Origin of the sequence: Streptomyces sp. CB02414 (genome assembly GCF_001905385.1) — a bacterium.
Classification (GTDB): Bacteria; Actinomycetota; Actinomycetes; order Streptomycetales; family Streptomycetaceae; genus Streptomyces.
The window spans coordinates 937,452-962,422 of the sequence record NZ_LIPF01000001.1 but is presented as its reverse complement, the minus strand read 5'-3'; the positions used below and the strand labels follow the sequence as shown (position 1 = coordinate 962,422).

At 74.7% G+C, this 24,971-nt stretch carries 17 protein-coding genes; 6 read left to right on the top strand and 11 right to left on the bottom strand.

The annotated features are described in order from the left end of the window. Window positions 1-188 precede the first annotated feature (188 nt). On the top strand, window positions 189-668 hold the full coding sequence (locus AMK11_RS04330) for a single-stranded DNA-binding protein (RefSeq protein ID WP_073723148.1): 480 nt from the start codon (window positions 189-191) through the stop codon (window positions 666-668). Between the two features lie 262 nt (window positions 669-930). Then, the gene (locus AMK11_RS04325; RefSeq protein WP_073723146.1) at window positions 931-2,349 is read left to right on the top strand and encodes a Cys-Gln thioester bond-forming surface protein; all 1,419 of its coding nucleotides are present in this window, start codon (window positions 931-933) and stop codon (window positions 2,347-2,349) included. 33 nt (window positions 2,350-2,382) lie between these two features. On the opposite strand, the gene AMK11_RS04320 is transcribed toward AMK11_RS04325, so the two are convergent. After that, window positions 2,383-3,153 (bottom strand): hypothetical protein, encoded by a 771-nt coding sequence (locus AMK11_RS04320; RefSeq protein WP_073723956.1) that lies wholly within the window; start codon window positions 3,151-3,153, stop codon window positions 2,383-2,385. 216 nt (window positions 3,154-3,369) lie between these two features. On the opposite strand from AMK11_RS04320, the gene ettA reads away from it, so the two are divergent. Genes ettA through AMK11_RS04305 form a run of 3 tightly spaced genes read left to right on the top strand, consistent with a single transcriptional unit; the run spans window position 3,370 to window position 6,136 of the window. Beyond that, window positions 3,370-5,034 (top strand): energy-dependent translational throttle protein EttA, encoded by a 1,665-nt coding sequence (gene ettA / locus AMK11_RS04315; protein ID WP_073723144.1) that lies wholly within the window; start codon window positions 3,370-3,372, stop codon window positions 5,032-5,034. A 2-nt stretch (window positions 5,035-5,036) separates the two neighbouring features. Beyond that, window positions 5,037-5,459 carry an acyl-CoA thioesterase gene (locus tag AMK11_RS04310; protein ID WP_073723142.1) on the top strand — a complete coding sequence of 141 codons (423 nt, stop codon included), beginning with the start codon at window positions 5,037-5,039 and terminating at the stop codon, window positions 5,457-5,459. Beyond that, window positions 5,456-6,136 carry a hypothetical protein gene (locus tag AMK11_RS04305; RefSeq protein WP_073723140.1) on the top strand — a complete coding sequence of 227 codons (681 nt, stop codon included), beginning with the start codon at window positions 5,456-5,458 and terminating at the stop codon, window positions 6,134-6,136. The genes AMK11_RS04310 and AMK11_RS04305 overlap by 4 nt, the downstream gene beginning before the upstream one ends. A 35-nt stretch (window positions 6,137-6,171) precedes the next feature. On the opposite strand, the gene AMK11_RS04300 is transcribed toward AMK11_RS04305, so the two are convergent. From AMK11_RS04300 to AMK11_RS04285, 4 genes are all read right to left on the bottom strand, one after another. Then, entirely contained in the window at window positions 6,172-7,131 is a 960-nt protein-coding gene (locus AMK11_RS04300; RefSeq protein WP_073723954.1) for an ABC transporter ATP-binding protein, read from the bottom strand. Between the two features lie 109 nt (window positions 7,132-7,240). After that, complete coding sequence (locus tag AMK11_RS04295; RefSeq protein WP_073723952.1) at window positions 7,241-9,970, bottom strand: FtsX-like permease family protein; 2,730 nt, start codon at window positions 9,968-9,970, stop codon at window positions 7,241-7,243. A 77-nt stretch (window positions 9,971-10,047) separates the two neighbouring features. Then, the gene (locus AMK11_RS04290; RefSeq protein ID WP_079187206.1) at window positions 10,048-13,449 is read right to left on the bottom strand and encodes an ABC transporter permease; all 3,402 of its coding nucleotides are present in this window, start codon (window positions 13,447-13,449) and stop codon (window positions 10,048-10,050) included. A gap of 164 nt (window positions 13,450-13,613) precedes the next feature. Next, window positions 13,614-14,027, bottom strand: a complete 414-nt coding sequence (locus AMK11_RS04285) for a globin (RefSeq protein ID WP_073723138.1) — start codon at window positions 14,025-14,027, stop codon at window positions 13,614-13,616. A gap of 63 nt (window positions 14,028-14,090) precedes the next feature. On the opposite strand from AMK11_RS04285, the gene AMK11_RS04280 reads away from it, so the two are divergent. After that, window positions 14,091-15,068: a methyltransferase domain-containing protein gene (locus tag AMK11_RS04280; protein WP_073723136.1), complete on the top strand. Its 978-nt coding sequence runs from the start codon at window positions 14,091-14,093 to the stop codon at window positions 15,066-15,068. Between the two features lie 25 nt (window positions 15,069-15,093). Here the strand turns inward: AMK11_RS04280 and AMK11_RS04275 are convergent, their stop codons facing one another. The 6 genes from AMK11_RS04275 to AMK11_RS04250 form a co-directional block, all read right to left on the bottom strand. Further along, a complete protein-coding gene (locus AMK11_RS04275; protein ID WP_073723134.1) occupies window positions 15,094-16,968 on the bottom strand; it encodes an FHA domain-containing protein in 1,875 nt (624 codons plus the stop codon). Between the two features lie 48 nt (window positions 16,969-17,016). Then, window positions 17,017-18,363, bottom strand: a complete 1,347-nt coding sequence (locus tag AMK11_RS04270) for a vWA domain-containing protein (RefSeq protein WP_073723132.1) — start codon at window positions 18,361-18,363, stop codon at window positions 17,017-17,019. 113 nt (window positions 18,364-18,476) lie between these two features. After that, window positions 18,477-19,826, bottom strand: a complete 1,350-nt coding sequence (locus tag AMK11_RS04265) for a PP2C family serine/threonine-protein phosphatase (RefSeq protein WP_073723948.1) — start codon at window positions 19,824-19,826, stop codon at window positions 18,477-18,479. Between the two features lie 3 nt (window positions 19,827-19,829). Beyond that, window positions 19,830-22,502: a serine/threonine-protein kinase gene (locus AMK11_RS04260; protein ID WP_073723130.1), complete on the bottom strand. Its 2,673-nt coding sequence runs from the start codon at window positions 22,500-22,502 to the stop codon at window positions 19,830-19,832. 22 nt (window positions 22,503-22,524) lie between these two features. Beyond that, window positions 22,525-23,862 (bottom strand): hypothetical protein, encoded by a 1,338-nt coding sequence (locus AMK11_RS04255; protein WP_073723128.1) that lies wholly within the window; start codon window positions 23,860-23,862, stop codon window positions 22,525-22,527. Between the two features lie 52 nt (window positions 23,863-23,914). After that, window positions 23,915-24,964: a glutamate ABC transporter substrate-binding protein gene (locus AMK11_RS04250; RefSeq protein ID WP_073723126.1), complete on the bottom strand. Its 1,050-nt coding sequence runs from the start codon at window positions 24,962-24,964 to the stop codon at window positions 23,915-23,917. Window positions 24,965-24,971 lie beyond the last annotated feature (7 nt).

Below are 24,971 nucleotides of genomic sequence, written 5' to 3'. Positions count from 1 at the left end.
TTTCCACAGACCCGGGGGCGGTCCACAGCCCTCAGCGGGCCGGCGTGGACGGAGGCAGTCTGACCTCGGGCGGTCGCGACGGACGCGGTCGCACCGGCAAAGGCGGCGGCGGGACCACGCACACGTGGTGCCCGCCGCGCCGGAGCAGCCGTGCGGGAGGCGCCCGTACGGGGGAGGGAGGACTCGCGATGAACGAGACGATGATCTGCGCGGTGGGCAACGTGGCGACGCAGCCGGTCTACCGGGAGCTGGCCAACGGCCCGTCGGCACGCTTCCGGCTGGCGGTCACCGCGCGCTACTGGGACCGGGAGAAGAGCGCGTGGACGGACGGGCACACCAACTTCTTCACGGTGTGGGCCAACCGGCAGCTCGCCACCAACGCGTCGTCGTCGCTGGCGGTGGGTGATCCGGTCGTGGTCCAGGGGCGGCTGAAGGTGCGTACGGACGTGCGCGAGGGGCAGAACTGGACCTCGGCGGACATCGACGCGGTGGCGATCGGCCACGACCTGGCCCGCGGCACGGCGGCGTTCCGGCGCGCGGGCAGGCCCGAGACGGCGGCCGCCTCCCCACCGCAGCCGGAACCCAACTGGGAGACAGCGGCCCCGGACCCGGCCGTTCCGGCCGACCCGGCCACCGGGCAGCGGCCGGAGCCCGCGGCCGTGGCATGACACGGATGCCTTGCGGCGGCTGACCGAAGTGCGGCTTATCGGCGAAGACGCCTTGGATGCCCCTGGGTTGATTTGTCGATAAGCCCTGCTCGCAACCGTGTCGGCGATAACGATTCCGATTCGGATCACCTCGCGGACCAACATCACCGGCGGACACGGTGCGTCATGTCCTTAGGATGCCGAACGAGCCCTGAGGGGCTGCTGATTCTGCTGGTGGGACCTTGCCCCCCACGTCAACGGGTCCTGCTCGAAGGGGAATTTGGTGTTTTCTTCGTTCACTGCGCTGTCCCTGCCAGGCCGGGGAGCGGCGCGACTCGCCGCCGCGGCACTGGTGTCCGCGGTCGCCGCCGCGGGTGTGGTCACCGGCGCGGGCCCGGCAGCAGCGGCGCGGGACGGGGCGGCGCAGGGGCAGGGCGGGGCGACGGCCACCATAGGCGGCCTCAAGACGCATGGCACCGCGGTCATCCACGGGGCCGCCGGCGACCAGGAGGTGCCGGCTGGCCTCTTCGAGATGTCCGTCGACGGCGGCGGCATGCTGCAGACGTACTGCGTCGACGTCCAGAACCCCACGCAGAAGGACGCCAAGTACCGCGAGACGCCCTGGAGCGGCACCTCGCTGGGCACCAACGACGACGCCGGGCGCATCCGCTGGATCCTCCAGAACTCCTACCCCCAGGTCAACGACCTGGCCGCGCTCGCGAAGAAGGCGGGCGTCCGCGGCGGCCTCACCGAGCAGGACGCCGCGGCCGGTACGCAGGTCGCCATCTGGCGCTACTCGGACGACACGGATGTCGAGGCCACCGACCCCGAGGCCGAACGGCTCGCCGACTACCTGGAGAAGAACGCCCGCGACCTCGCGGAGCCGACCGCGTCCCTCTCCCTGGACCCGCCCGCGGTCTCGGGCCGCCCCGGTGAGCGGCTCGGCCCGGTGACGGTCCGCACCAACGCCGACGGCGCGACGGTGACCCCGCCGGTCGACGCCACCGCGGGCGGCGTGCGGATCGTCGACAAGGCCGGCGTCCCCGTCACCTCCGTCACCAACGGCACGCAGATCTTCTTCGACGTGCCGGAGGAAGCGGACCCCGGCACCGCCGGACTGACCGTCCAGGCCTCGACCACCGTGCCGGTCGGCCGGGCCTTCGCCTCCGAGAGCCGCAGCCAGACTCAGATCCTGGCCGGCTCCTCGGAGTCGACGGTCACGGCGACGGCGACCGCCACCTGGTCCGACCAGGGCCCCATACCCGCCCTGTCCGCGAGGAAGAACTGCGCCGAGGGCGCCCTGGACATCACCGCCTCCAACAAGGGCGACGAGGACTTCACCTTCGAGCTGCTGGACACCGAGTACACCATCGCGGCCGGCGAGTCCCGCACGGTGACCGTCCCGCTTCCGGAGGACCGGCCCTACGACTTCACCGTCCGCGGCCCGGCCGGCTTCGAGCAGCGCTTCTCCGGCGTCCTCGACTGCCGCACCCGGACCGCCGCCCTCGACGACACCACCCGCACCCTCACCGAACCGGCGCCCTCCACGCCGGCCGTCACCCCCACCCCGAACACCAACCTCGCCGACACCGGAAGCTCCGGCGTGACCCCTCTGATAGGCGGCACGGCCATCGGCCTCGTCGTGATCGGCGGCGCGGTCCTGCTGTTCGTCCGCAGGCGCAACGAGGGCGGGGAGCGCTGACCCACCGCCCGTCGGGGCACTCGGGCAGCGGCGTCAGTAGCGGTGACCGGGCCAGTGCGGGTCGGACCAGCGCTCCTCGCCGGTGAGCGACAGCAGCCGTATGCGGTGCCGCAGGTCCACCGGAGCGCCCGACGCGCGCAGCCGCGCCGCGCCGTGGCTTAGGAGCCAGGAGACCAGGTCGGCACGGAGCCGTTCCTCGTCGTTCTCGTACCAGTCGACGTACCACGGCAGGCTGTCCCCCAGGAGCTCGTACTCCCATTCCGCCGCCGCTTCGGCGAGGCGCCGGTCGCTGAGGGGCCCGGTCTGCCGCTCCCACTCGGCGAGCCAGGGGGCGACCGTCCCGGACGCCTCGGCACACAGCGCGAAGACCTGGTGCGCCGGTACGGCCGCGTCCGGATCGGTGAGGCTCTGCACCCACCAGGCGCTCAGGAACTCGCGCACCGCACCGGCGTGATCGTCGGGCCACCGCTGCCAGCGGCCGCGGGCCAGGGAGTACCCGGCCTCTTCCAGCCCGAACAGGGGCTCCGCGAGACCGGCGACCAGGACCCTGGCGAACTGGGGCAGGACGCGGCGCAGCACGGCCGCGTGATCGGTCCAGTCGATCGCTTGCCAGGTCCGGCGCAGGAGGTCCGCATCCAGCTCCACGTCCGGTGTCTTCAGCAGGGCGAGTTCCTCCGCGCTGCCCCAGTGGCAGTCGCAGTTGTACTCGTCCGGACGCGCGGTCATGCCGCGGAAGGTGACGGCGAGGCCGTCCAGGGCGGCGGCGAGACGGCGGCCCGCGGGACGGTGATCGGCGAGGTGCATGATGTGCCCGGCCTTCGAGGACTCCGGCCGGCTCCGCCGACCGAAGATCGCCACCTTACCCGCGCGGCGACCGGCAGTCACGGACGAGACTCCGCCGGCATCCAGGAAACCCCAGGTCAGAGCCCCCGCCCGGAACGCGTTTCCTCCCAGGGGTGGCGGTGCGGCAAGATGGGGTGTATCTGCCCACTGCCTGATCAAGCTGCCGGACGGTTTCTCTTGGCTGAGTACATTTACACCATGCGCAAGGCGCGCAAGGCGCACGGCGACAAGGTGATCCTTGATGACGTCACCCTGAGCTTCCTGCCCGGCGCGAAGATCGGTGTGGTCGGACCGAACGGTGCCGGTAAGTCGACCGTTCTGAAGATCATGGCGGGGCTGGAGCAGCCCTCGAACGGAGACGCGTTCCTGTCCCCGGGCTACACCGTCGGCATCCTGCTCCAGGAGCCCCCGCTCAACGACGAGAAGACCGTCCTGGAGAACGTCCAGGAGGGTGTCGCCGAGGTCAAGGGCAAGCTCGACCGGTTCAACGAGATCGCCGAGCAGATGGCGACCGACTACTCGGACGCGCTGCTGGAGGAGATGGGCAAGCTCCAGGAGGAGCTCGACCACGCCAATGCCTGGGACCTCGACGCCCAGCTCGAGCAGGCCATGGACGCGCTGGGCTGCCCGCCCGGCGACTGGCCGGTCGTGAACCTCTCCGGTGGCGAGAAGCGGCGTGTGGCGCTGTGCAAGCTGCTGCTGGAGGCGCCCGACCTGCTGCTCCTCGACGAGCCGACGAACCACCTCGACGCCGAGTCCGTCAACTGGCTGGAGCAGCACCTCGCCAAGTACGAGGGCACCGTCGTGGCCGTGACCCACGACCGGTACTTCCTGGACAACGTGGCCGGCTGGATCTGCGAGGTCGACCGCGGCCGCCTGCACGGCTACGAGGGCAACTACTCCAAGTACCTGGAGACCAAGGCCACCCGCCTCAAGGTCGAGGGCCAGAAGGACGCCAAGCGGCAGAAGCGCCTCAAGGACGAGCTGGAGTGGGTGCGGTCCAACGCCAAGGGGCGGCAGGCCAAGTCCAAGGCCCGCCTCGCGCGGTACGAGGAGATGGCCGCCGAGGCCGACAAGATGCGGAAGCTGGACTTCGAGGAGATCCAGATCCCGCCGGGCCCGCGACTCGGCAACGTCGTCGTCGAGGTGAACAACCTCAGCAAGGCCTTCGGGGAGAAGGTGCTGATCGACGACCTGTCCTTCACGCTGCCGCGCAACGGGATCGTCGGGGTCATCGGACCCAACGGCGCCGGCAAGACGACCCTGTTCAAGATGATCCAGGGGCTCGAGGAGCCGGACTCCGGCGACATCAAGGTCGGCGACACCGTCAAGATCTCCTACGTCGACCAGAGCCGCGAGCACATCGACCCGAAGAAGACCCTGTGGGCGGTCGTCTCCGACGAGCTCGACTACATCAACGTGGGGCAGGTGGAGATGCCCTCGCGCGCGTACGTCTCCGCCTTCGGGTTCAAGGGGCCGGACCAGCAGAAGGCGGCCGGGGTCCTCTCCGGCGGTGAGCGCAACCGCCTCAACCTCGCGCTCACCCTCAAGCAGGGCGGCAACCTGCTGCTCCTCGACGAGCCGACCAACGACCTCGACGTCGAGACCCTGAGCAGCCTCGAGAACGCTCTGCTCGAGTTCCCCGGCTGTGCCGTCGTCGTCTCCCACGACCGGTGGTTCCTGGACCGAGTGGCCACGCACATCCTCGCCTACGAGGGCGAGTCCAAGTGGTTCTGGTTCGAGGGCAACTTCGAGTCGTACGAGAAGAACAAGGTCGAGCGGCTCGGCCCGGACGCCGCGCGTCCGCACCGCGCCACCTACAAGAAGCTGACCCGGGGCTGATCTTGCGGCACATCTACCGCTGCCCACTGCGCTGGGCGGACATGGACGCGTACGGCCACGTCAACAACGTGGTCTTCCTCCGCTACCTGGAGGAGGCCCGTATCGACTTCCTGTTCCGCCCGGAGAAGGACTTCAAGCAGGGGTCGGTGGTGGCGCGCCACGAGATCGACTACAAACGGCAGCTCGTCCACCGGCATCACCCGGTCGACATCGAGCTGTGGGTCACGGAGATAAGGGCGGCCTCCTTCACGCTCACCTACGAGGTCAAGGACGGGGACGTGGTCTACGTCCGCGCCTCCACGGTGATCGTGCCGTTCGACTTCGAGGCGCAGCGGCCCCGGCGGATCACCGCCGAGGAGCGGGAGTTCCTGGAGGAGTACACGGACGCCGAGGAGGGCGCCAAGGAGGAGGCCGTCGTCGTATGACGGTCCTCCACCTCGCCGACGAGGGGGAGGCCGCGGATCTCGCGGCCTTCCTCTCCCGGCTGCTCCACTACGACCGTTCCGCCGCGGTGCGCCTCCAGGCGGCCGGCACGGCCCTCGCCGTCTTCGGGCGGCCCCCCTCCTTCGAGGTGCTCGCCGTGCGCGCGGTACGGCTCGCCAAGCCGTACGAGAACGGGCTCGACGTCACGCTGGACGTGACCGTGTCCGCCGGTGAGCTGCTGGAGACGGTGGACGAGCAGGCGGCCACCGCGGCCGTCCCGGGCACGGTGACCGGGCCGCCCTGGGCCGGGGTGCTGCCCCCGCGCGGCGGCTGGCGGCCCGAGCCGGGGCTGCCCGCGCCGGACGCCCTGCGCGCGCTGGTCGCCGCGGCGGTGGCGGAGTTCCGCGCGCGCACGGCAGAGCTGGCGCCCGAGGAGCGTACGCGGGCCGAACTGGACCGGATCGGGCGGGAGATATGGTCCCGGACGGTCGGGGACACCGGGCTGCCGGTGCGGGCCGTGCACGCGGCCCAGTCACTCGGCTTCCTGCGGGCGTCCGGGGTCGGGGGCGACGCGCCCGGGCTGTTCTCCTCCGGAGCGTGGCTGCGGCTGCGCACGCCCTTCGGGTCCGTCGCCCTGCGGCGGGCCGGCACCGGGGCGCTCGGCATCAGCGTGCGCTGAGCCCGGCGGAGAGCGAGCGCGCTCCGCCCGGCCGCTCAGGTGCCGTCACTGTCGTCCGGGCGTACGGCGATGTGGTCGGGTTCCAGTTCCAGGGCCACGCGGTCGCGCATGTCCAGGGCACGCGTGTACTCGGCGGGCAGCTGGAGCCGGCCCGCGCGGTCGAGCATCGCGTACTCCCGGGCCACCACCGTCTCGTCGCCGGTCGCGGCGTCCACCTCGCTGCGGCGCAGGACCTCCGTGGAGGTGCGGCCGTCGCGGATGGCGACCGTGCGGCTGACCTCGCCGGCCACCGCCTGGTCGTGGGTGACGATGACGACGGTGGTGCCCAGCCGCTCGTTCGCGGCGCGGAAGGCGGCGAAGATCTGTTCCGCGGTATGGGAGTCCAGCTCGCCCGTGGGCTCGTCGGCGAGCAGCACCGCGGGGTCGTTGGCCAGGGCCACGGCGATGGCGACCCGCTGCTGCTGCCCGCCCGACATCTGGTGCGGACGGCGGTCGCGGCACTCGGCGATCCCCATCAGGTCCAGGAGCTCCAGGGCCCGTTCGGCGCGGGCCGCGCGCCGGCCTCCGGTGCCCGCCAGCTGCATCGGCAGGGCCACGTTCTGCGCGGCCGTCAGGTAGGGCATCAGGTTGCCCGACGTCTGCTGCCAGACGAAGCCGACCACCGTACGGCGGTAGGCCAGCCGGTCCTTCGCCGTCATCGCGAGCAGGTCCCGGCCCGCCACCCGGGCGGCGCCGGCGGTGGGGGTGTCCAAGCCGGCCAGGATGTTCATCAGCGTCGACTTGCCGCTGCCCGAGGCGCCCACCAGCGCCATCAGCTCGCCCTCCCGGACCAGCAGGTCGAGGCCCTGGAGGGCCTGCACCTCCACGCCGTCCGTGCTGAAGATGCGCACGACGCGGTCGCAGGTGATCAGGGCGTCGTGGCCGTAGGCGGGACGGTCGCGGGACGCGGTGGCGCGGTCGGCCAGCTCGGCGAGGGTGGGATTGGTGGTCGTCATCGGGGCCTCCGTCGTCTCCTGCGCGTCGTGTCGCTTCGTCGCCTCCAGGCGGGTGCCGTCTGCCGCGGGCGGCACCCCGCGCAGACGGGCGGCACCGGCACCGGGGCCGTCACCGAGCGTCCCCCGCCCGCAGCTCCGCGACCGCGCCGCGCCGGCCCGACCACCACGCCTGCCCGGCCGCCACACCGACCGTGAGCACCAGCACCGCGACCGCCGGGACGGCCAGCGACCACGGGTCGGCGCGCAACCGGGCCGGGACCGTCGAGGACGACGAGGCCGCCAGGGCGATCGTGGTCAGGTCGATGCCGGGGGAGAGCAGCCGGATCGCCGCCCAGCCGGTCAGGACGCCGCCCGCGACGGCCGGTACGGCCTGGGGCAGGGACTCCAGGACCAGCAGGCGGCGGCCCTGGGCCGGGGTGAGGCCCATGGTGCGCAGGCGGGCGAGGAGGGCGGCGCGTTCGGGGGCCGCGCGGGCGAGGGACAGCAGCAGGGCCAGGGCGGCGTAGCCGGCGCCCGCCGCCACGGCGGCCGTGTAGACGCGCTCCGCGCCGGACTGCAGGGGCGAGTCGACGTACCGGGCCCGCTCCTCGGACCGCAGGTGCACGGACGCGCCGTCACCCGCCGTCGCCCGCAGGGCGTCCGCGTCCAGGCCGTCGCCGGTCAGCAGCAGTACGGTCGGCCGGGCCGCCCGCGCGGAAAGCCCGGCCCGGTCCACGACCAGGAAGTCGTCGCGGAAGAGGGCCGGCGTGCGGTCGCGGACGACGGTGATCCGGAGGGTGACGAAGGTGCCGTCCTCCATCCGGACCGGGAAGGGCGCGGTGCCGAACCGTTCGGCGACCATCGGCGAGGCCAGCGCCGGGAGCACGTCCTTGGAGCCGTCCCGCCGCGTCAGCTCACCCGGCGCGAACTCGCCGAGGCCCGTCCGCGCCGCCAGCGCCGCGTAGGCGTCCGGGTCCACGCCCGCGACCGGCAGCGACTGGCGGCCGTCCGAGGTCTTGGCCTGGTAGGCGATGCTCACCTCGGTGAGGTCCCGCACGCCGGGCGCGTCCGCGAGGCGGCCGGGCAGGCCGGACGGCAGCGGTCCGGCCGTCGCCTCGACGCGGCCGTCGGCTCCGACGGCGAGCACCGCGGCCCGGTCCCGGGCGTCCGAGACACCGGCCAGGACCGAGCCGCCGAACGCGGCGGTGGTGAACGCGGTCAGCAGCGCGAGGAGCGGCAGCACGGCGGAGACGGACGTACGGCCCGCGCGGGCCAGCGCCAGATGACCCACCGCGCCGCGCAGCCGTCCGGCGGGGCGGGCCAGGCGGCGCAGCGCCGGCGGATGGAGGCGGACCAGCACCAGCGCGGCGATCACCCCCACCAGCACCGGCGCCAGGGACACCAGGTCCCCGGAGCCGCCCGTCGTCCCGCGACGGCGCAGCAGCTCGACCGCGCCGAGCGCCAGCGCCACGGCCGTCAGCTCGGCGACCGTACGGCGCCGGGACGGGCGCGCGGTCGCCAGGTCCTGACGGCCGCCGTGCACCCGTACGACACGGTGCGCGGCGGCGGCCCGCAGCGGCAGCGCGAGGCAGGCCACCGCGGTGACCGCCCCCGCGGCCCCCAGCGCGGGCAGCAGCCGGGCGCCGGGCAGGACTAGGACGGCCACCGCGAGGCCGAGGGCGCCCGCGGGCAGCGCCACCACCGCCGTCTCCGCCAGCAGCCGGCCCGTCACGCCCCTCAGGGACGCGCCGCGGGCCCGGAGCAGCGCCAGTTCGGCTCGGCGCCGCCCGGCGGCCAGACCGCCCGTCATCAGCAGGACGACGGCGGCGACCGTGCTGGCGCCCGACGCGGCCACGGCGACCAGCGGAGCGATGTCCCCGCGCAGCCGGTCGTACGTGGTGAACACGGCGTCGAGGCCGGTCTCGACCTCGGCGAACGGGCTGAGCATCGAGCGCAGCTGCTCCGTGCCCGGCCCGGACTCCAGTGAGGCCACGGAGGCGCTGAGCCGGTCGAGGTCCCGGCCGTGCAGCGCGTCGGTGTCGGGCGCCAGGTGCCAGTAGCGCATGGGGCTGCCGTCCGTGCCCAGCAGCGCGGGCGCCGCCTCGGGCGGGAGCAGCAGGCCACCGCGCCAGAACCTCGGGGCGTTCGGGTCGCCGCCGGGCGCGCTCACCAGGGACGGGGTCTGCAGGACGGACCAGACCGACCAGTAGACGCCGTCGGGATCGCGTGGCGCGACGACACCGGTGACGTGGACGGCGAGCTCGTCCCTGCCGTGCACGCGGATGACCGAACCCGCCTCGATGCGCAGCGTGCGGGCCGTCTCCTCGGTCACCGCCGCCTCCACCCGGCCGGTCGAGGCGGTCACCGGGCCGCCGGTCACCCTGGGCAGCCGGCCGGAGCGCAGGCGGGCGTGGCCGGCGAGGTCGTTCGGGGCGGCGAGGACCATCTGCGCGGGCAGCCCGTCCGGCCGGGGCAGCCACTCCTCCGCCGCGATCAGGTCGGACGTGCTGCGCACCCCGTACGCCGACCGGGAGCCGTCGACGGCCAGCGGGCTCTCGACGGTGTCCACGATCGACTTGTAGTAGCCGGCGACGCTCTCGGGACGCAGCGCGTCCTCCTGGTCCGCCGTCTTCCTGCCCAGACCGGGATCGGCGCTGATCTGGAGGCTGCTCTGCCCGGGGTGGACCTGCTCGACGGCCCGGCTCAGACCGGCGTCCGCGTACCGGTCCAGCGCCCGCGGGAACGCGGCGGCGAGGCACGCCGTCAGCGCCACCAGCAGCGCCAGCGCGCCCGCGGCGCCGGGGGCGGCCCGCAGCCGGGTGCGTATCCAGGGGGCGGGCACCCGGATCGCCCGGTTCACCCGGTTCGCTCGGGCCGCGCGGCTCGGCGGGTCGGGCGGGTTCGGCGAGTTCGCCGGGTCCGGCCGGTTCGGTGGGTTCACCTTCCGTCACCTCCGCGCTCCTTGAGCGTCACCGTCGGGTCCGTCCGGCGCAGCGCCAGTGCCGCCGTCACCAGCAGCGGGACCAGGACCGTCGCGGCCAGCAGCACGGCGACCCGGTCGTACGGCAGCGTGACGTGCACGCCGGGGACGGGCCGGGTGGCCTGCTGGGTCAGCACGGTCAGCGGGATCACCGCCCGGGTCAGCACCGCCCCCAGGGCGGCGCCCGTCAGCAGCGCCAGGCCGACCAGCACGCCCTGCTCGACGGCGACCGTGCGGGCCAGCCTCCCGCGCGAGGCGCCCAGGGCCCGCAGCACCGCGAACTCCGTGCCCCGCTCGCGCAGCGACCCCGCGGCGCTCACCGCGAACCCGACCGCGGCCAGCGCCGCCGCGACCCCGGCGGCCGCCGCGAACGCGGCCCCGGGACCAGCGCCGAAGGGGTCGTCGCGCAGCCGCTCGGCGACCTCGTCGCGCACCATGACCTGGGACGGCGCCGTGTCCGGGAGGGCGCGCAGCGCCGCGACGGCCCCGTCGGCCTCCTCCGGCGTGGTCCGCAGCCACCACTCGGTGGGCGGGAGCGCGGTGCCGTGCCCGCTCTGCAGCTCCTGGTTCACCGTGCGCAGATCGACCAGCAGGGCCCCGCCGAACCGCGCCGGGTCCGCCTCCTGAGGGGCGGTGGTCGGCAGCTCGCGCACCGAGCGCACGATCCGCACCTGTACGCGTTCGCCGCCGAGATTCACGTGGACGCGCTGCCCGACGCGGGCGCCCGTCGACTCCAGGAAGCGGTCGGTGGCGACGGCGGTCACGTCGGGCGGCTGCGGTCCGGACACCCTCAGCCGGAGGGTCAGGACCGACGGGGGGCGGGTCGGGTCGTTCTCGGAGTGGCCCGTGGCGTACTCGACCGTGAACGGCTCCGTCGGCAGCACCCGCGGCGAGGCCGAGGCGACCCCGTCGGCCGGTCCGAGCGACGGCCCGGTGACCTCCGACCGCCCCGTCCAGTCACCGGGCAGCCGGACCTGCCGTGCGGCGCCGTCGGCGGACGTGGCGGTCACCTCGCGCACGGTCAGCCGGTGCCGCTCGCCCTCACCCGTCGGCCGGGTCATGACCAGCTGCACACCGGTCAGGGTCAGCGGGCCGGCCGACACGTCCATGGTGAGGGTGTGTTCCCGGCCGTCGGCGGCCAGCCGGCCGGCCCGCAGCCGGTACGGGGTTCCCCAGCGGTCCTCGACGGTCACCGTCACGTCGGCCGCCATGCCGGCGGGGGACCGGCCGGAGCCCGGCACGGTGTCGCCGGGGTCGCCGAGCGGGGTGCCGACGTCCCAGCCGGACAGGGTCGCGGCCAGCGACAGCGTCGCCGTCCCGGCGGGGACCGGCGCGCCGGCGGACGGCTGCCCGGGTGCCAGGCCCGACAGCAGTTCCGGCAGCGGCTCGTCGGCCAGGTCGGAGCGCAGCAGCATCGTGTCCGCCGCGCGGGAGGTGTCCAGCGCCAGCACGGTGGCCGTCCGGTCGCCGGACAGCGACAGCGTGGTGCGGGCCGCCGGGGCCACCTCGGCCACGCCGGGCACGGCCGCGTACCGGTCGGTGCGGCCGGGGACCGACTCGGCGGGGGCGGTCACACGTACCGGCGCGCCGGTACCGAAGTCGGCCTGGTCGTCCTGGGAGCGGGACCAGGAGGCGCCCTGCCCGATCGCCATCGTGCCGAGCGCCACGGCGAGCACCAGCAGCAGCACCGGGCCCGCCCCGCGCATCGGGCGGCGGCTCAGCTGCCAGCCCGCCAGCGCCCCCGCCAGCCCGCGCCCGCTCGCCGCCCGCCGCTCGGCCAGCCGCGCCACCAGCGGCAGCAGCCGCAACGCGAGGACCGTCCCGGCCAGCAGGGCCAGCGCGGGCGTCACGACGAGCAGCGGATCGACGCCCAGCGTGCCGGGGTCCGCGCCGGTGGCGGTGGCGGTGGCGTTGGTGGTGTCGGCACCGGCCACGGCCGCGGAAGCCGTGCCCGTGGCCGTGCCCGGGTCCGTGCCGGACGTCTGCCGGTCCAGTTGCCAGTAGGCGACGCCGGCCAGCACCAGCAGTGCCACGTCGGCGCCCGCGCGCAGCGGGGCCGGCAGCGCCCTCGCCCGGCCGCCGGCACCCGTCGCCGGGGTCAGCGCCGGCAGCGTCACGGCGAGGGTGCAGCCGAGCGCCGCGAGGGCGGCCACCAGCCACACCACGCCGCTGCCGCCGGCCGCGGGCTCCCACCGCAGCCCGATCCGGGCCAGCGGCCCCTGCCCGGCCAGCAGCCGGATCAGCGGCCCGGCGAGCAGCGGCGCACAGACCAGCGCGGGTCCGGCCAGCAGCAGCGCCTCCAGGGCGGAGACGCCCACCAGCCGGGCCCGGGAGGCGCCGCGCGCCCGCAGCAGCCGCAGCTCACCGGCGCGTTCGACGCTCAGCAGCCGGGCCACCAGCAGCAGCGCGCCACCCGCGAGCAGGGCGAGCTGGAGCGCGATGACCAGGACGGTGGACCGGGCGACCACCAGCGAGCGGTCGAGGCGGTCCAGGATTCCGGCCAGCCCGGTCCCCGCTTCGGTCGTGCCGCTGAGCACCGGCCTGTCGCGCAGCCACGCCGTGCCCTCGTGCGCCGCCTGGCGCAGGGCGTCCGTCCGGCCCACCGTCAGCGACGAGTAGTCCGCCGTCGCCAGCCACCCCGACGAGCCCGCGCTGACCCTGCCGCCGCTCAGCACGCCGGGCGGGGCGAGCAGCGGTCCGTACGTCGTGAAACCGCCCTGCTCGACGCCGCGCCCGTCCAGGTCGTCCAGCCGCCAGTACGGTGCCCCGTCATCGACCGGGCGGTAGAGGCCGGTGACCACCACCCGGACGTCGGGGCCGTCGAGTCGGTCGGTGAGCGTGAGCCGGTCGCCGGGCCGCACGCCCAGCTGCTCGGCGGCGGTCACCGGCAGCGCGGTCTCGACGGTGCCGCCCGCCGCCTCGCCGGGCATCCGGCCCTCGTCGATCCGGACCTGCGTGGGGTCGAGCGCCGCGAAGTACGTCAGGTCGGGGTTGCCGGACGTCTCGGCCCGCGGCCCGGAGGAGGACGGCAGCGCGTACGGGCCGGAGCGGACCAGGGTCCGTACCGTGTGCGGCAGGCCGTCGAAGGTCCTGGCGGCCCCCTCCCGCACGGTGGCGTCCGCGTCGGAGCGCCGGTCGGCCGGTACGTCCGCCTTCACGACCAGCGCGGCGTCGGCGGCGTTGCGAGGGTCGGCCAGGGCGTGCCGCAGGGCCGCGTCCCCGATGGCGCCGGAGAACGCGGTGAGGGTGGCCAGCACCGTCGTCGTCAGCAGGACGGTGAGCAGAGCCGCCGCCAGCAGCAGGCGGTGCGCCCGCGCGCGGAGCAGCACGAACCCCGCCAGTCCCCCGAACCCCGCCACTCGGCTCCCCCGCCACCTGTTGTCCAGACCTCCGGGCGAGGATGTCAGAGGGGAAGGGCCGCTGGTAACCGTTTGAAAGGCGGACTTGACCGGATCGTGACCGGATACCGGCGTCGAACGACCGGAATCCGTTCATCGGCCCCCGCGCGGGGGAGGGGCCGTGCTCAGCCCTGCGTGTTGATCATCGAGGCGGCCGCGTACGTCAGGTACTTCCACAGCGTCTGCTCGTGCTCCTCGGAGAGCCCCAGCTCGTCGACGGCGACCCGCATGTGCTTCAGCCAGGCGTCGTGCGCCGCCCGGTCGACGGCGAACGGGGCGTGGCGCATCCGCAGCCTCGGGTGCCCGCGGTTGTCGCTGTACGTCGTCGGACCGCCCCAGTACTGCATCAGGAAGAGCGCGAAACGCTCCTCGGCGGGGCCGAGGTCCTCCTCCGGGTACATCGGCCGCAGGATCGGATCCTCGGCGACCCCTTGGTAGAAACGGTGGACGAGCCGGCGGAAGGTCTCCTCCCCGCCGACCTGCTCGTAGAAGGTCTGCTCCTGAAGCGTGCCGCGCCGAATCTCATTCACGCCGTCCATGGTCTCAGACGTGTGGACATAGGACTTGAGGATTAGGACCCGCCGGGGCCCTACTGTGGGGGTATGGGCGGGCACCCGGACCTGGACGGCCTCGCCGCCTCCGCGCGGGCGGAGCTGGTGCGGGAGATCGAGCTGAGCGGTGCCTGGAGGGCCGACCCGGTCTGGCGGGAGGCCTTCGCGGCGGTGCCGCGCCACCTTTTCGTGCCGTACTACTACGTGGGCGTCCGGGGCGGCTACGAACGCCGCTGGGGCGAGCATCCCGACCCCGACGCCCGCGAGCGCTGGCTGCGCGGCGCGTACACCGACGCCCCGCTGGCCACCCGGCTGCGCGACGGCGAACTGCTCTCCTCCAGCAGCCAGCCGTCGCTGATGGCCGAGATGCTGGTGGAGCTGGGCGTGACGGACGGCGACCGGGTCCTGGAGATCGGCGCGGGCACCGGGTACAACGCCGCCCTGCTCGCCCACCGGCTCGGTGACGACGACCTGGTCACCACCGTCGACCTCGATCCGGAGATCACGGAGTCGGCCCGCCGGCACCTGGCCGCCGCCGGGTACCACCCGGCCGTCGTCACCGGCGACGGCGCCCGTGGCGTGCCCGAACGCGCCCCCTACGACCGCGTCCTCGCCACCTGCGCGCTGCCCTCGGTGCCGCGCGCCTGGCTGGCCCAGTGCCGGCCCGGCGGCCGCGTCCTGACGCCGCTCGCCACCGGCCTGGTCGTCCTCACCGTCCACGACGCCGGGCACGCCGAGGGACGCTTCCTGCACACGCCCGCGTACTTCGTGCCGTTGCGCGGCGGCCCGGACCGGGGCGAGCCGCAGACGCCGGGCCTGGGCGGGGTGCCGCGCCGGGCCCGGGAGGACGACCTCTTCCGCTTCCTGCTGGCGCTGAGCCGGGGCAGCCTCGACCCGCAGGAGGCGTACGCCCTGTGGGCCCGCGAGGACGCCCCGGGCCGCGAGCGCTACGGCATCACCGTCAGCGGCGAACGGTCCTGGGCGTGGCTGGACGACCCGGAGGGCCCGTACGCCTGGCCGTTCGCCTGACGACGGGCCCCGTCTCCGCCCCGTCTCAGCCCCGGCGGACCGTGATCGTCGTCCAGGCGCCGACGTGCACCCGGTCGCCGTCCTGGAGCGGCACCGGCACGAAGGGCTGGATCGGCTCCTCGCCGCCGTTGACCGTCGTGCCGTTCGTCGAGTTCTGGTCGACGACCGCCCAGTTCCCGTCCGGCTGCTGCACGAGCACCGCGTGCTGGTGCGAGACGCCCGGGTCCTCCGGCGGCACGGCCAGGTCGATGTCCGGGGTGTCGCCGGTGGAGTGCCGGCGGCGGCCGATGGTGATCTGGTTGCCGGTGAGCGTGCGCTGCTGCTCGGGCGAGTACGCGGGCAGGTTCAGGCCGGCGGCCTCGGGGCCGGAGCGCTGCATCATCGCCATGAAGTAGTCGCGGTCCGGGCCGATGGTCGCGGTCCACGTCGCCGGTCCCTGGGGCCGCTGCGGCTGCTGAGGCTGCTGCGGGAACCCGTAGCCGCCACCGCCGGGCGGGGGCGGCGGGGCCTGGGTCGTGCCAGGCTGCGGGTAGCCGTAGCCACCGCCCGGTGCCTGACCCGGACCGTTCGGGCCGCCGGACGACGGCGGGGAGAGCACCCAGTCGTCGTCCCCGCCGCCGAAGGACGGGCCGCCCTGCTGCGGGCGGTTGGTCTCCTGCGGGAAGGCGGGCGGGGCCGGCGGACCGGACTGCTGGTACGCCTGCGGAGCGCCCCCCGGACCACCGGGACCGGGCGGCGGCACCGGCCGCGACGGGTCGGCACCGAAGGCGGGCGGGGCGGGCGGCCCGGACGGGCCGTTGGGTCCGCCGGGGCCACCAGGACCGCCGGGACCGTCGGGCCCACCAGAGCCGAAGGGGCCTCCGGGGCCACCCGGGCCACCGGTTCCGTTGGGACCGCGGCCGCCGGGACCACCAGGTCCGGACGGACCGCCCGAGCCGAAGGGACCGGAGGGACCACCGGGGCCGCCAGGACCGTCGGGCCCACCAGGTCCACCGGAGCCGAACGGGCCTCCCGGACCGCCCGGACCGTCAGGACCCCCGGAGCTGAAGGGACCACCGGGACCACCCGGACCACCGGGTCCGTTGGGACCACCAGGGCCACCGGGACCACCCGGACCCCCGGAGCCGAAGGGACCACCGGGACCACCCGGACCGTTGGGACCACCCGGACCGTTGGGCCCATCCGGACCGTTGGGCCCACCTGGACCGCCGGAGCCGAAGGGACCACCGGGACCACCGGGACCACCGGGACCGTTGGACCCACCCGGACCCCCGGAGCCGAAGGGGCCACCAGGACCGCCCGGACCGCCAGGTCCGTTGGGCCCACCGGGAGCACCAGGCCCGCCAAAACCGCCAGGTCCACCGGGACCACTGGGACCACCGGGCCCACCCGGCCCCCCAGGACCGCTGCCCGGTCCGCCGCCCGGTCCGCCGTGCCCCGACGGGTCGCCGCCGAAGGGCGGGCCCGGCGGGATCGGCTCCGCGGGACGGTTCATCTGGGACGGGCGGGAGCCCTGGTAGTCGTACGAGTCACCGCCGCCGTACGACGGGCCCGACGGCGGCTGCGGGAAGCGCGGCCCCGGGCCACCGGACGCCGGCGGGCGCGGGGCGGCCGGCGTGTAGGAGGTGGCGGTGTTGGTGAGGAAGTTCCACCGGCACTCCTCGCAGAACGGCGCCCCGCCCTCACGCGGCGTGCGGCACTGCGGGCACAGCTGCGGCTCGGCACCGGGACCGCCCGCCGGACCACCTGGTCCGCCGGGGCCGGCCGGCGGCGGGAAGCCGTAGCCGCCGCCCGGGGGCGGCGGCGGGGGAGGGGGCGGCACGGCACCGGCCATGCGGTGACCGCAGACCTCGCACCAGTCGTCGGAACCCGACTGGTGTCCGTTCGGGCAGGTCGGCATGTCGGTGCTTCCCCCTCTTGCGGGCTTGTTGGACTCTGTTGTCCTGCGTCACTTCTTTACACGAACAGTCTTCGTCGACCGGGTCTCGAGAGTCATCTCGTCGGCTTCCTCGACCTTCGCTTTGAGTCGCACAGTACCTGCCGCCGCGTCGACCACGTCCACCACCTTCGCAAGCAGTTTCGCCGTATCCGCGTTTCCGGAGGCCCCCGCGAGCTGAACGGCGCGGCCCAGTTTGGCCGTTGCTCCGTCGATATCTCCCGCTTTGCGCAGATCCAGCCCCTGCTGGATGGCTTGTGCCAGTTCGGCCTGCCCGGTGTAGTGGGCGACCTGAGGGTTGATCGACGTGGAGGCGGCCATGTCGTCGGTCCACACGGCGCGCACCAGACCCTGGGCGCCGAGGTTCTGGACCGTGCCGCCGGGCTCCGGAATCACCAGGGAGACACGGGCGGCCAGCATCTCCTGGCCGAGGTTCGCGGCCGGTACCTCCACGCAGACGTGGTAGTCGCGGGACTCGTCGCCCCAGGAACCGGTGGGGTAGTCCCCGGCGCGCGGGCCCGCATCGGCGCGGCGGCCGGTCAGCTCCTCGACCGTGGGAGCGACCTGTTTGACGAACTTCACAGTGGTGCCGACGGGGGTCCACAGGCGCAGGGCGACGTCCGCGACCTCCTTGCCCATGGCCGTCTCCATCATCCGCGTGAAGTCCGTGGCGAGAGAGGCCGGGTCGGCGACGATGTCGGCGGTGCCGAGCAGGGCGGAGGCGATCCCTGTGACTTCTTTCACTTCCCAGTCGGTGCCCACGCCCCGGGCGTCGCAGGTGAAGCGCCCGGCGCAGGCGTCGAGCGCCGCCTTCAGGTCGTCCGGTGACTCGTGTTCGTTGCGGCCGTCCGTGAGCAGGATGCCGTGGCGGATGGCGACGTCCGCGGTGGCCAGCAGCCGGTCGGCCAGGCGCAGCCAGGTGCCGATGGCGGTGCCGCCGCCCGCGCTGAGGCCGCGCAGGGCACGCTTGGCCTGCTCCCGGGTGGTGGCGTCGGCGACCGCGAGCAGGCCGTCGCCCGGGTAGACCTCCTTGGCCACGTGGGTGCCGCCGATGACCGTGAAGTGCACGCCGTCGCGCAGGGTGTCGATCGCGGCGGCCGTCGCGTCGCGGGCGTTGCGCATCTTGGTGGGCGGGTAGTCCATCGAGCCCGAGCAGTCGACCATGACCGCCACCGCCGCGGACGGGCCCTGGCCCGGCGAGTACAGGTGGGGCGCGGTGACCGCGCTCCCGATGGTGCCGCCGCCGGTCGCGGTGACCGTCACGATGGCGTTGACCTCACGGCCGCCCTCGGGCAGGTACTCGTTCTGGTAGACGTCCACCGAGAACTGCGGCACGTTCGACTTCGAGAAATTGGCCATGCCCGATCGCATCCCCCTCTACGTCCCCACACCGGTGGGGTGACGGCTGATGGCGCGGGCCGCCCCCTGCGGCCCGCGAGACCGCCCGCGCGCGTCCCCGCCCCGCGGGGGCCTCAGGCCGATCCTGCCCCCTGCGGCGGTGCCGGGAACGGCAGGAGGGCCACTGTTACGTTGTCGTGGCCCCCGCCGTCCAGGGCGTGGCCGACCAGGACGCGGGCGCTGTGCAGGGGCCGCGCGGCGGCGTCCGGGGGTACGGCGTCGGCCATCTCGTCGGCCGACTCGGCGTAGTTCCACAGGCCGTCCGTGCAGACCACGACCACACCGGGGCGGTCCGGCTTGAACGACGCGGTGTGCGGCTCCAGTTCGTAGGCGTCGGCGCCGAGCCAGCCGGTGATGGCGTGGGCGCGCTCGTCGGCGTAGGCCTCGGCCTCGCTCATCAGGCCGGCGGCGACCATCTGCGCGGCCCACGAGTCGTCCTCGGTGAGCCGGGCGGGCGGGGTGCTCCGGTCGACGGGCACCCAGTAGACGCGGCTGTCGCCGACCCAGCCGACGACCAGCAGGCCCGAGGCCACCACGGCGCCGACCAGGGTGCAGGCGGGCGCGTTCTGGTGCGGGGCCTGCTCCAGGGCCGTCCGGGGCTCCTCGGCCAGCGCGTTGACGGCGTGCGAGGCGGCGAGGATGGCGTCGTGCATGGCCTGCTGCGGGTGCGTTCCGCGCGGCAGGGCGGCGAGCAGGGACTCACCGGCCGCCCGGGACGCGGCGAGTGACGCGTCGTCGGGACGGGTCGCCGAGGAGACGCCGTCGCAGACGATCGCCACAGTCGCGGGGGCGCCGTCGGGCAGGGCGGTGCAGCCGACGGAGAACGCGTCCTCGTTGCGGTGGTGGCGCAGGCCGCGGTCGCTCACCGCGGCGACCGGGCCGGACTCCTGCTCCATGTGGTCGCGTTCGCGGGGCTGGGCGTGCCCGCAGTTCTCGCAGTAGCCGTCGTCGTCGACCCGGCCCGCGCGGCAGGCCACGCACACCTTCTCGGAGGTGGCCGGCGCGGGCGCGGCGGCCGAGCGGGGGTCGGGCGCCTGCAACGGGTACTCGTCGGGCTCCCGCCCGTCGGCCCGGTGGTCGAACCGCACCCCGGACGCGGCCGGTTCGGGCGCGGCCGACGGCATCGGCGGCACGGTGGGCGGGGGCGGCGGGGGCGGCGGCAGCGGGGAGCCGCCCGAGTCGGTGCCCGGCACCTCGGCCGCCGCGTGCACGGGGGCGGGCCGGCCGAAGCCGTCCGAGTCCCGGGCCACGGGCCAGTCCACGCCTTCCGCGCCGTTCATGGCGATCGTCGGGCTGTCGTCGGGCCGTGCGGGCACGGCGGACAGGTCGTATCCGCACGCACCGCAGAAACGGTCACCCGGCTCGAGGGGTTCCTCGCAGCTCGGGCACTTCGGCACAGCGGCCTGCTGGGGCATCTGCGACATCAACTACACCCACGTCCGGGGGCGGTAACGATTGGCACGTTCCACCAGGTCGATCCTCTCCTCGCCGCCCCGCGCCAGACGGGCCAGCGTGCGGTACGAACGCTCCAGGCCGAAACGCAGACCGCGTTCGTCCAGGCCGCTGCCGAGCAGCGTCCGTCCCCCGGCGGCGGGAGGGACGGAACCCCGACCTCCGGAGAGTACCCAGTCCAGCGCGCAGCCGAGGACCTCGGCCGACAGCTGCTCGCGCCGCGCCGGGTCCAGACCGTACACGTCCAGCGCCTCGACCTGTCGCGCGGAGGCGGTCAGATCGTCCAGGAACGCCACGTCGCCGGCCGCCGCGGTGCGCTGCCGCAGCCGCGCCCGTACGGCCGCCACCCGCGCGCCGGTGCAGTGCACGGACGACTCCGGCACCGACTCCAGCGTCCGTACGGCCCCGGCCCGGTCGCCGCCGGCCAGCTGCACCCGGGCCAGCGCGAACGCCGCGCTGACGTGGCTCGGGTCGGACGCCCACACCAGACGGTAGTACTCGGCGGCGTTGTCGAGCTGGCCCAGCACCTCCGCGCACAGGCCGAGCGCCAGCTTGGGCGCGATCTCGCCCGGGAAGGCGTCGTAGATCGCGTCGAAGGCCAGCGCGGCACCCTCGTGGTCGCCGGTCACCAGCGCGGCCAGCCCCCGGTACCAGACCACCCGCCAGTCGTCGGGCCGTTCGCCCTCCAGCGTCCGCAGACCCTCCAGGGCGCCGGGCGCGTCGCCGCTCTCCAGGCGGGCCCGGACCTGCCGCAGCCGCGTCTCGGTCGACGGCGCGGGTGCCGCGGCCAGCGCGGTCAGCAGCTCGGCCGGCGCGGACGCCATGAGGCCCGCCAGGAAACCCGCGTTGGGATCACCGGCGTCGACCCGCGGCACCGGCAGCGCGAGGGCCGCGGCGGGCGCGTCGGCCGGTTTGACCAGCCCGGGAGCGGTGTCACCGGTGTCGCTGCCCGCGCCGACCGTGCTCACGGCACCCGGCAGCCCGGCGCTAGCGCCCGTGCCCGCGGGTGGCACGGCGCCCGCTACGCCGACCGCTCCCGCCCCGCCGGGCGCCCCGACCGCCGCACTCGTCCCGCCCGGCAGCGCGGGGCCGGCACCCGCCCCGTCCGGCAGTCCGGCCGCCGCCGTACCACCGCCGCGCCGCCCCGTCCGCGCCCCGAGCCGCGACACGTCACCGTCCAGTCGCGGGAACAACTCCGTGTCCGTCACCCTGACCTCCGGCCCGAACAGGGTGGAGACGGCGGGCCGGGCGCGGCCCGTCTGGAGCGACACCACTTCGCGCAGCACGCCGGTAAGCTGCTCCGCCATCTCCTGCGCCGAGGCGAACCGGCGGGCCGGATCGGGGTCGGTGGCCCGCACCAGCAGCCGGTAGAAGGACTCGTACCGCCGGAACACGTCGATGGAGTCGGGATCCGGCAGCGAGTCGGCGTAGACGGTCGTGTAACCCTGGAAGTCGAACGTCAGCACGGCGAGCGTGCGGCCGACCGTGTACAGGTCGGACGCCACCGACGGGCCGACGTCGGCGACCTCCGGCGCCTGGTAGCCGACCGTGCCGTAGATGGCCGACTCCTCGTCGTCCATCCGGCGCACCGCGCCCATGTCGATCAGCTTCAGCTGGTCCTCGGACTGGATGGCGTTGTCGACCTTGAAGTCGCAGTAGAGCAGGTTCCGGCTGTGCAGGTGACCGAGCGCCTCCAGCGCCTCGATGCCGTACGCGCAGGCCTGCTCCACCGGCAGCGGGTCGCGCCGCCCCTCGGGAGTGCGCCGGCCGTTGGCGATCTCCTTCAGCGACTTGCCGCCGACGTACTCCATGACGATGTACCCGTCCAGCGAACCCGTCCGCTGGTCGAGGTGCTCGACGAAGTTGTAGATCCGCACGATGTTGGCGTGCTCGATCTCCGCGAGGAAGCGCCGCTCCGAGATCGCCGCCGCCATCGCGTCCTGGTCGCCGGTGTCCAGCAGGCCCTTGAGGACCACCCAGCGGTCCGAGACGGCCTTGTCGACGGCGAGGTAGATCCAGCCCAGCCCGCCGTGCGCCAGGCAGCCCACCACCTCGTACTGGCCGTGCACGACGTCCCCGGCCCGCAGCTTGGGCACGAACGAGTACGGGTGGCCGCACTTGGTGCAGAAGCCCTCCGTGCGCCCCGGCCGCTCCCCGCGCGCCCGCCCCACCTGCGCCCCGCAGTCCGAGCGGGAGCAGAACCGCTTGCGCTCCGGCACCTCCGGGTTGTCCAGGACCATGGCGCGCGGGTCGGGGCGCGGGATCGCCGGGACCTCGACCAGCCCGGCACCGAGCCGCCCGCGCCCGGAGACACCGGCGCCCGACCCCGAACTGCGCACCGACACCGAGCGCCCCGTGGACCGGCCCGACACCGACCGCGAGAGCCGCCCCGACACCGACCGCCGGGACTTCGAGGACTGCGACGACGTACGCGAACCGCGCCCGCCGGCCCGGGAGCTCCCGCTGCCCGCGGAGCCGCGCGAGCCCCGCCCGCCCCCGGTGACGCCGGTCGGCGACGAGCCGACCATGCCGCCCGCGGCGACGACCGGCGCGAGACCGCATGTGTCGCAGTACAGCTCGCCGCCGCCCACGTCCTCGTACGTCCCGCCGCAGCCGGGACGCTGACACGTCAGCCCCGCCTCACTCATGACGCTGCCTCCCCCTCGTCGCTCACGCGCCGGGCCCCCGTCCCGTCCGGTCCACCGGCCCGCCCTGACCGGGCACGCGCGGGACCGAACCGAGCAGTTCGGCCGCCGCGTGCTGGTAGCGCAGCACGGCCTGCTCGGCGACGCGCAGGTCGCACGGCGCGCTCCACAGCATGCGCCGCGCCTTCTCGTACTTCTCGGCCAGCTCCGGGTCCTCGGCGTACCCGAGCCGGGCCACCTTCGCCTTGTACGCGTCGAGCCGGCCGCGCAGCTCCGCGCGGACCGCGAGCGGCGCGGTGACCGCCGTCAACGACTCGCGGGCGCGCAGCAGTTCGTCTTCGGCCTTCTCCTCCAGGGACTCCAGCAGCGGCGACAGGCGGTGCCACTGGGCGTGCCTGCGGTACTCGGCGGCCGCCGCCAGCTGCTCCTGGAGCACGGTCGGCGGTCCGCTGACGACCGGCACCTCCGTCGCCGCGATCTTCGCCAGCACCTCGCCGCGCGCCGTCCGGGCCTCGGCGAGGGTGCGGTCCGCGCGGGAGAGCACGTCCCGCAGGCGTACGATCCGCTGCTCCGCGTCCTGGCGCACGGCCAGCACGGCGTCGATCTCGCGCCGCACGTCCTCCAGGGCGCGTGCCTCCCGGTCGTAGACCGTGGTGTCCGGCCGTCCGCCGCCCGGCGCCGAACTGCCCTCGGCGGGCTGCCAGAAGGCCAGCGGGTCGGAGACGACCCGCTCGCGCAGCTTCGTCAGGCTGCGGGTGATCCGCTCCAGGTCGTCGCCGGCCGGGTGCTCGCCGGGACGGACGCCCACGGGGTGCGCGAGCTCTCGGGTGCGTCTCAGCTCGGCGGCGAGTAAATCGATCCGCGCGGGCAGCGCCGACCACACCGCGTCGGCGGCGACCACCATGTCCAGGGAGGCCGCGTACAGCTGGTTCATCCGCTCCACCAGCGTCCCCAGCGAGTACCGTTCGCTCAGCCGCCCCGGACCGCCGTCCGGGGCGGGCGCCGCGGCGGTGGCGGCCCCGCCCGCCACCGTGACGGCCTCGCCGCGCAGCAGCTCGGTCAGCTCCGCCAGGTCCTCGCGGCTGGACCAGCGGCGCCGGGCACGGATCTCCCGCGCGGTGCGCAGCGCTCCCGTGTACGCGTCGAAGTAGGTCCACAGCAGCGTGATCGACGCCTCCGCGGCGGCCCAGCGTCCGGCGGTCGTCCCGGTCAGCTCGGCGCCCTCGAGGAGTCTGCGGCCCGCGTGGTCCTGGAGGGCGAGGAGCGAGGTCTCGATCGCCTCGTGCTCCGCGCCGAGCCGCGCCAGCGCACGGTCCACCTCGTCCCGGTCCATCACCGGCCCGGTGGGTCCCGTGTCGCCCATCGATCACCTCTCGCTGTCGCGGACTTGTGCGTTCTCTTGTCTACGGCGGTCGTCAGTCCTCGCGCAGATACTGCGGCGGGGTCGGTGGCTCCGACTTCGCCGGGTCCTCGCCCATGGTCTCCGACAGCCACCGTTCGTACGAGCGCTGCCAGCCCTCGGCCTCGTCCGTGCGCCACTCGACGAGGATGCGGTTGACCCGGCGTACCAGATCGTCGGCGTCCTTCTTCATCGCCACGCCGTAGTACTCGGTGGTGAAGGCGTCGCCCTTCAGCTCCACCGTGGGGTCCTGGGCGGCCTGGCCGGCGGCGAGCGCGCCGTCGGTGACCACCGCGTCGACCTCGCCGAGCTGGAGCCGCACCAGGCAGTCCAGCTGGTTGGGCACCGTGGTGCGCAGATCGACGCCCTCGGCCAGCCGGCCGTCCTTCCGGTCCTGCTGGAGGGTGCTCAGCGCGGTCGAACCCGCCGCCGTGCAGATCTCCTTGCCGGCCAGCGTGCCGTCGTAGCCGGTGATCTCCGACGACTTGGGCGCCAGCACCTGCTGGCCGGTGCGGAAGTAGGGGGCGGAGAAGGCGACGTCGGTGAGGCGGTCGCAGTTGATGGTCATCGTGCGGACCACCATGTCGACCCGGCCGTCCTGGATCGCGGGTATGCGCTGGTCGGTGGGGATCGCCTTGAACTGCACGGCGTTCCGGTCGCCGAGGATGTCCTCGGCGATGCGGCGCACCAGGTCGATGTCGAAGCCCTCCAGCTCGGCGGCACCGCCGCTGTTCGGGTCCCGGTAGCCCCAGTGGTAGCTGTTCTGGTCGACGCCGACGATCAGCTTCCGCTTCTCGCCCTCGCGGCCGCGGATCTCGTCGATGGTGGGGCCGTCGTCCCCGGACGGCGGCAGGGTCTGCTTCTCCGGGTCCGTGCACTCCTCGGCGGCGCGCGCCTGGCTGCCGTGGGCGACGCCGTGGCCGCCGGTGCCCGCGCCGGTGCCGCCGCCGTCGGAGTGGACCACCGGCAGGAGCAGGGCGAAGAGCACGGCGAGAGCGCAGGCGAAGGCCATCGCCCCCACTCCGCCCCAGCCCTTCAGGCCGGTCCGCAGTCGTCGTGCGCGCATCCTCACG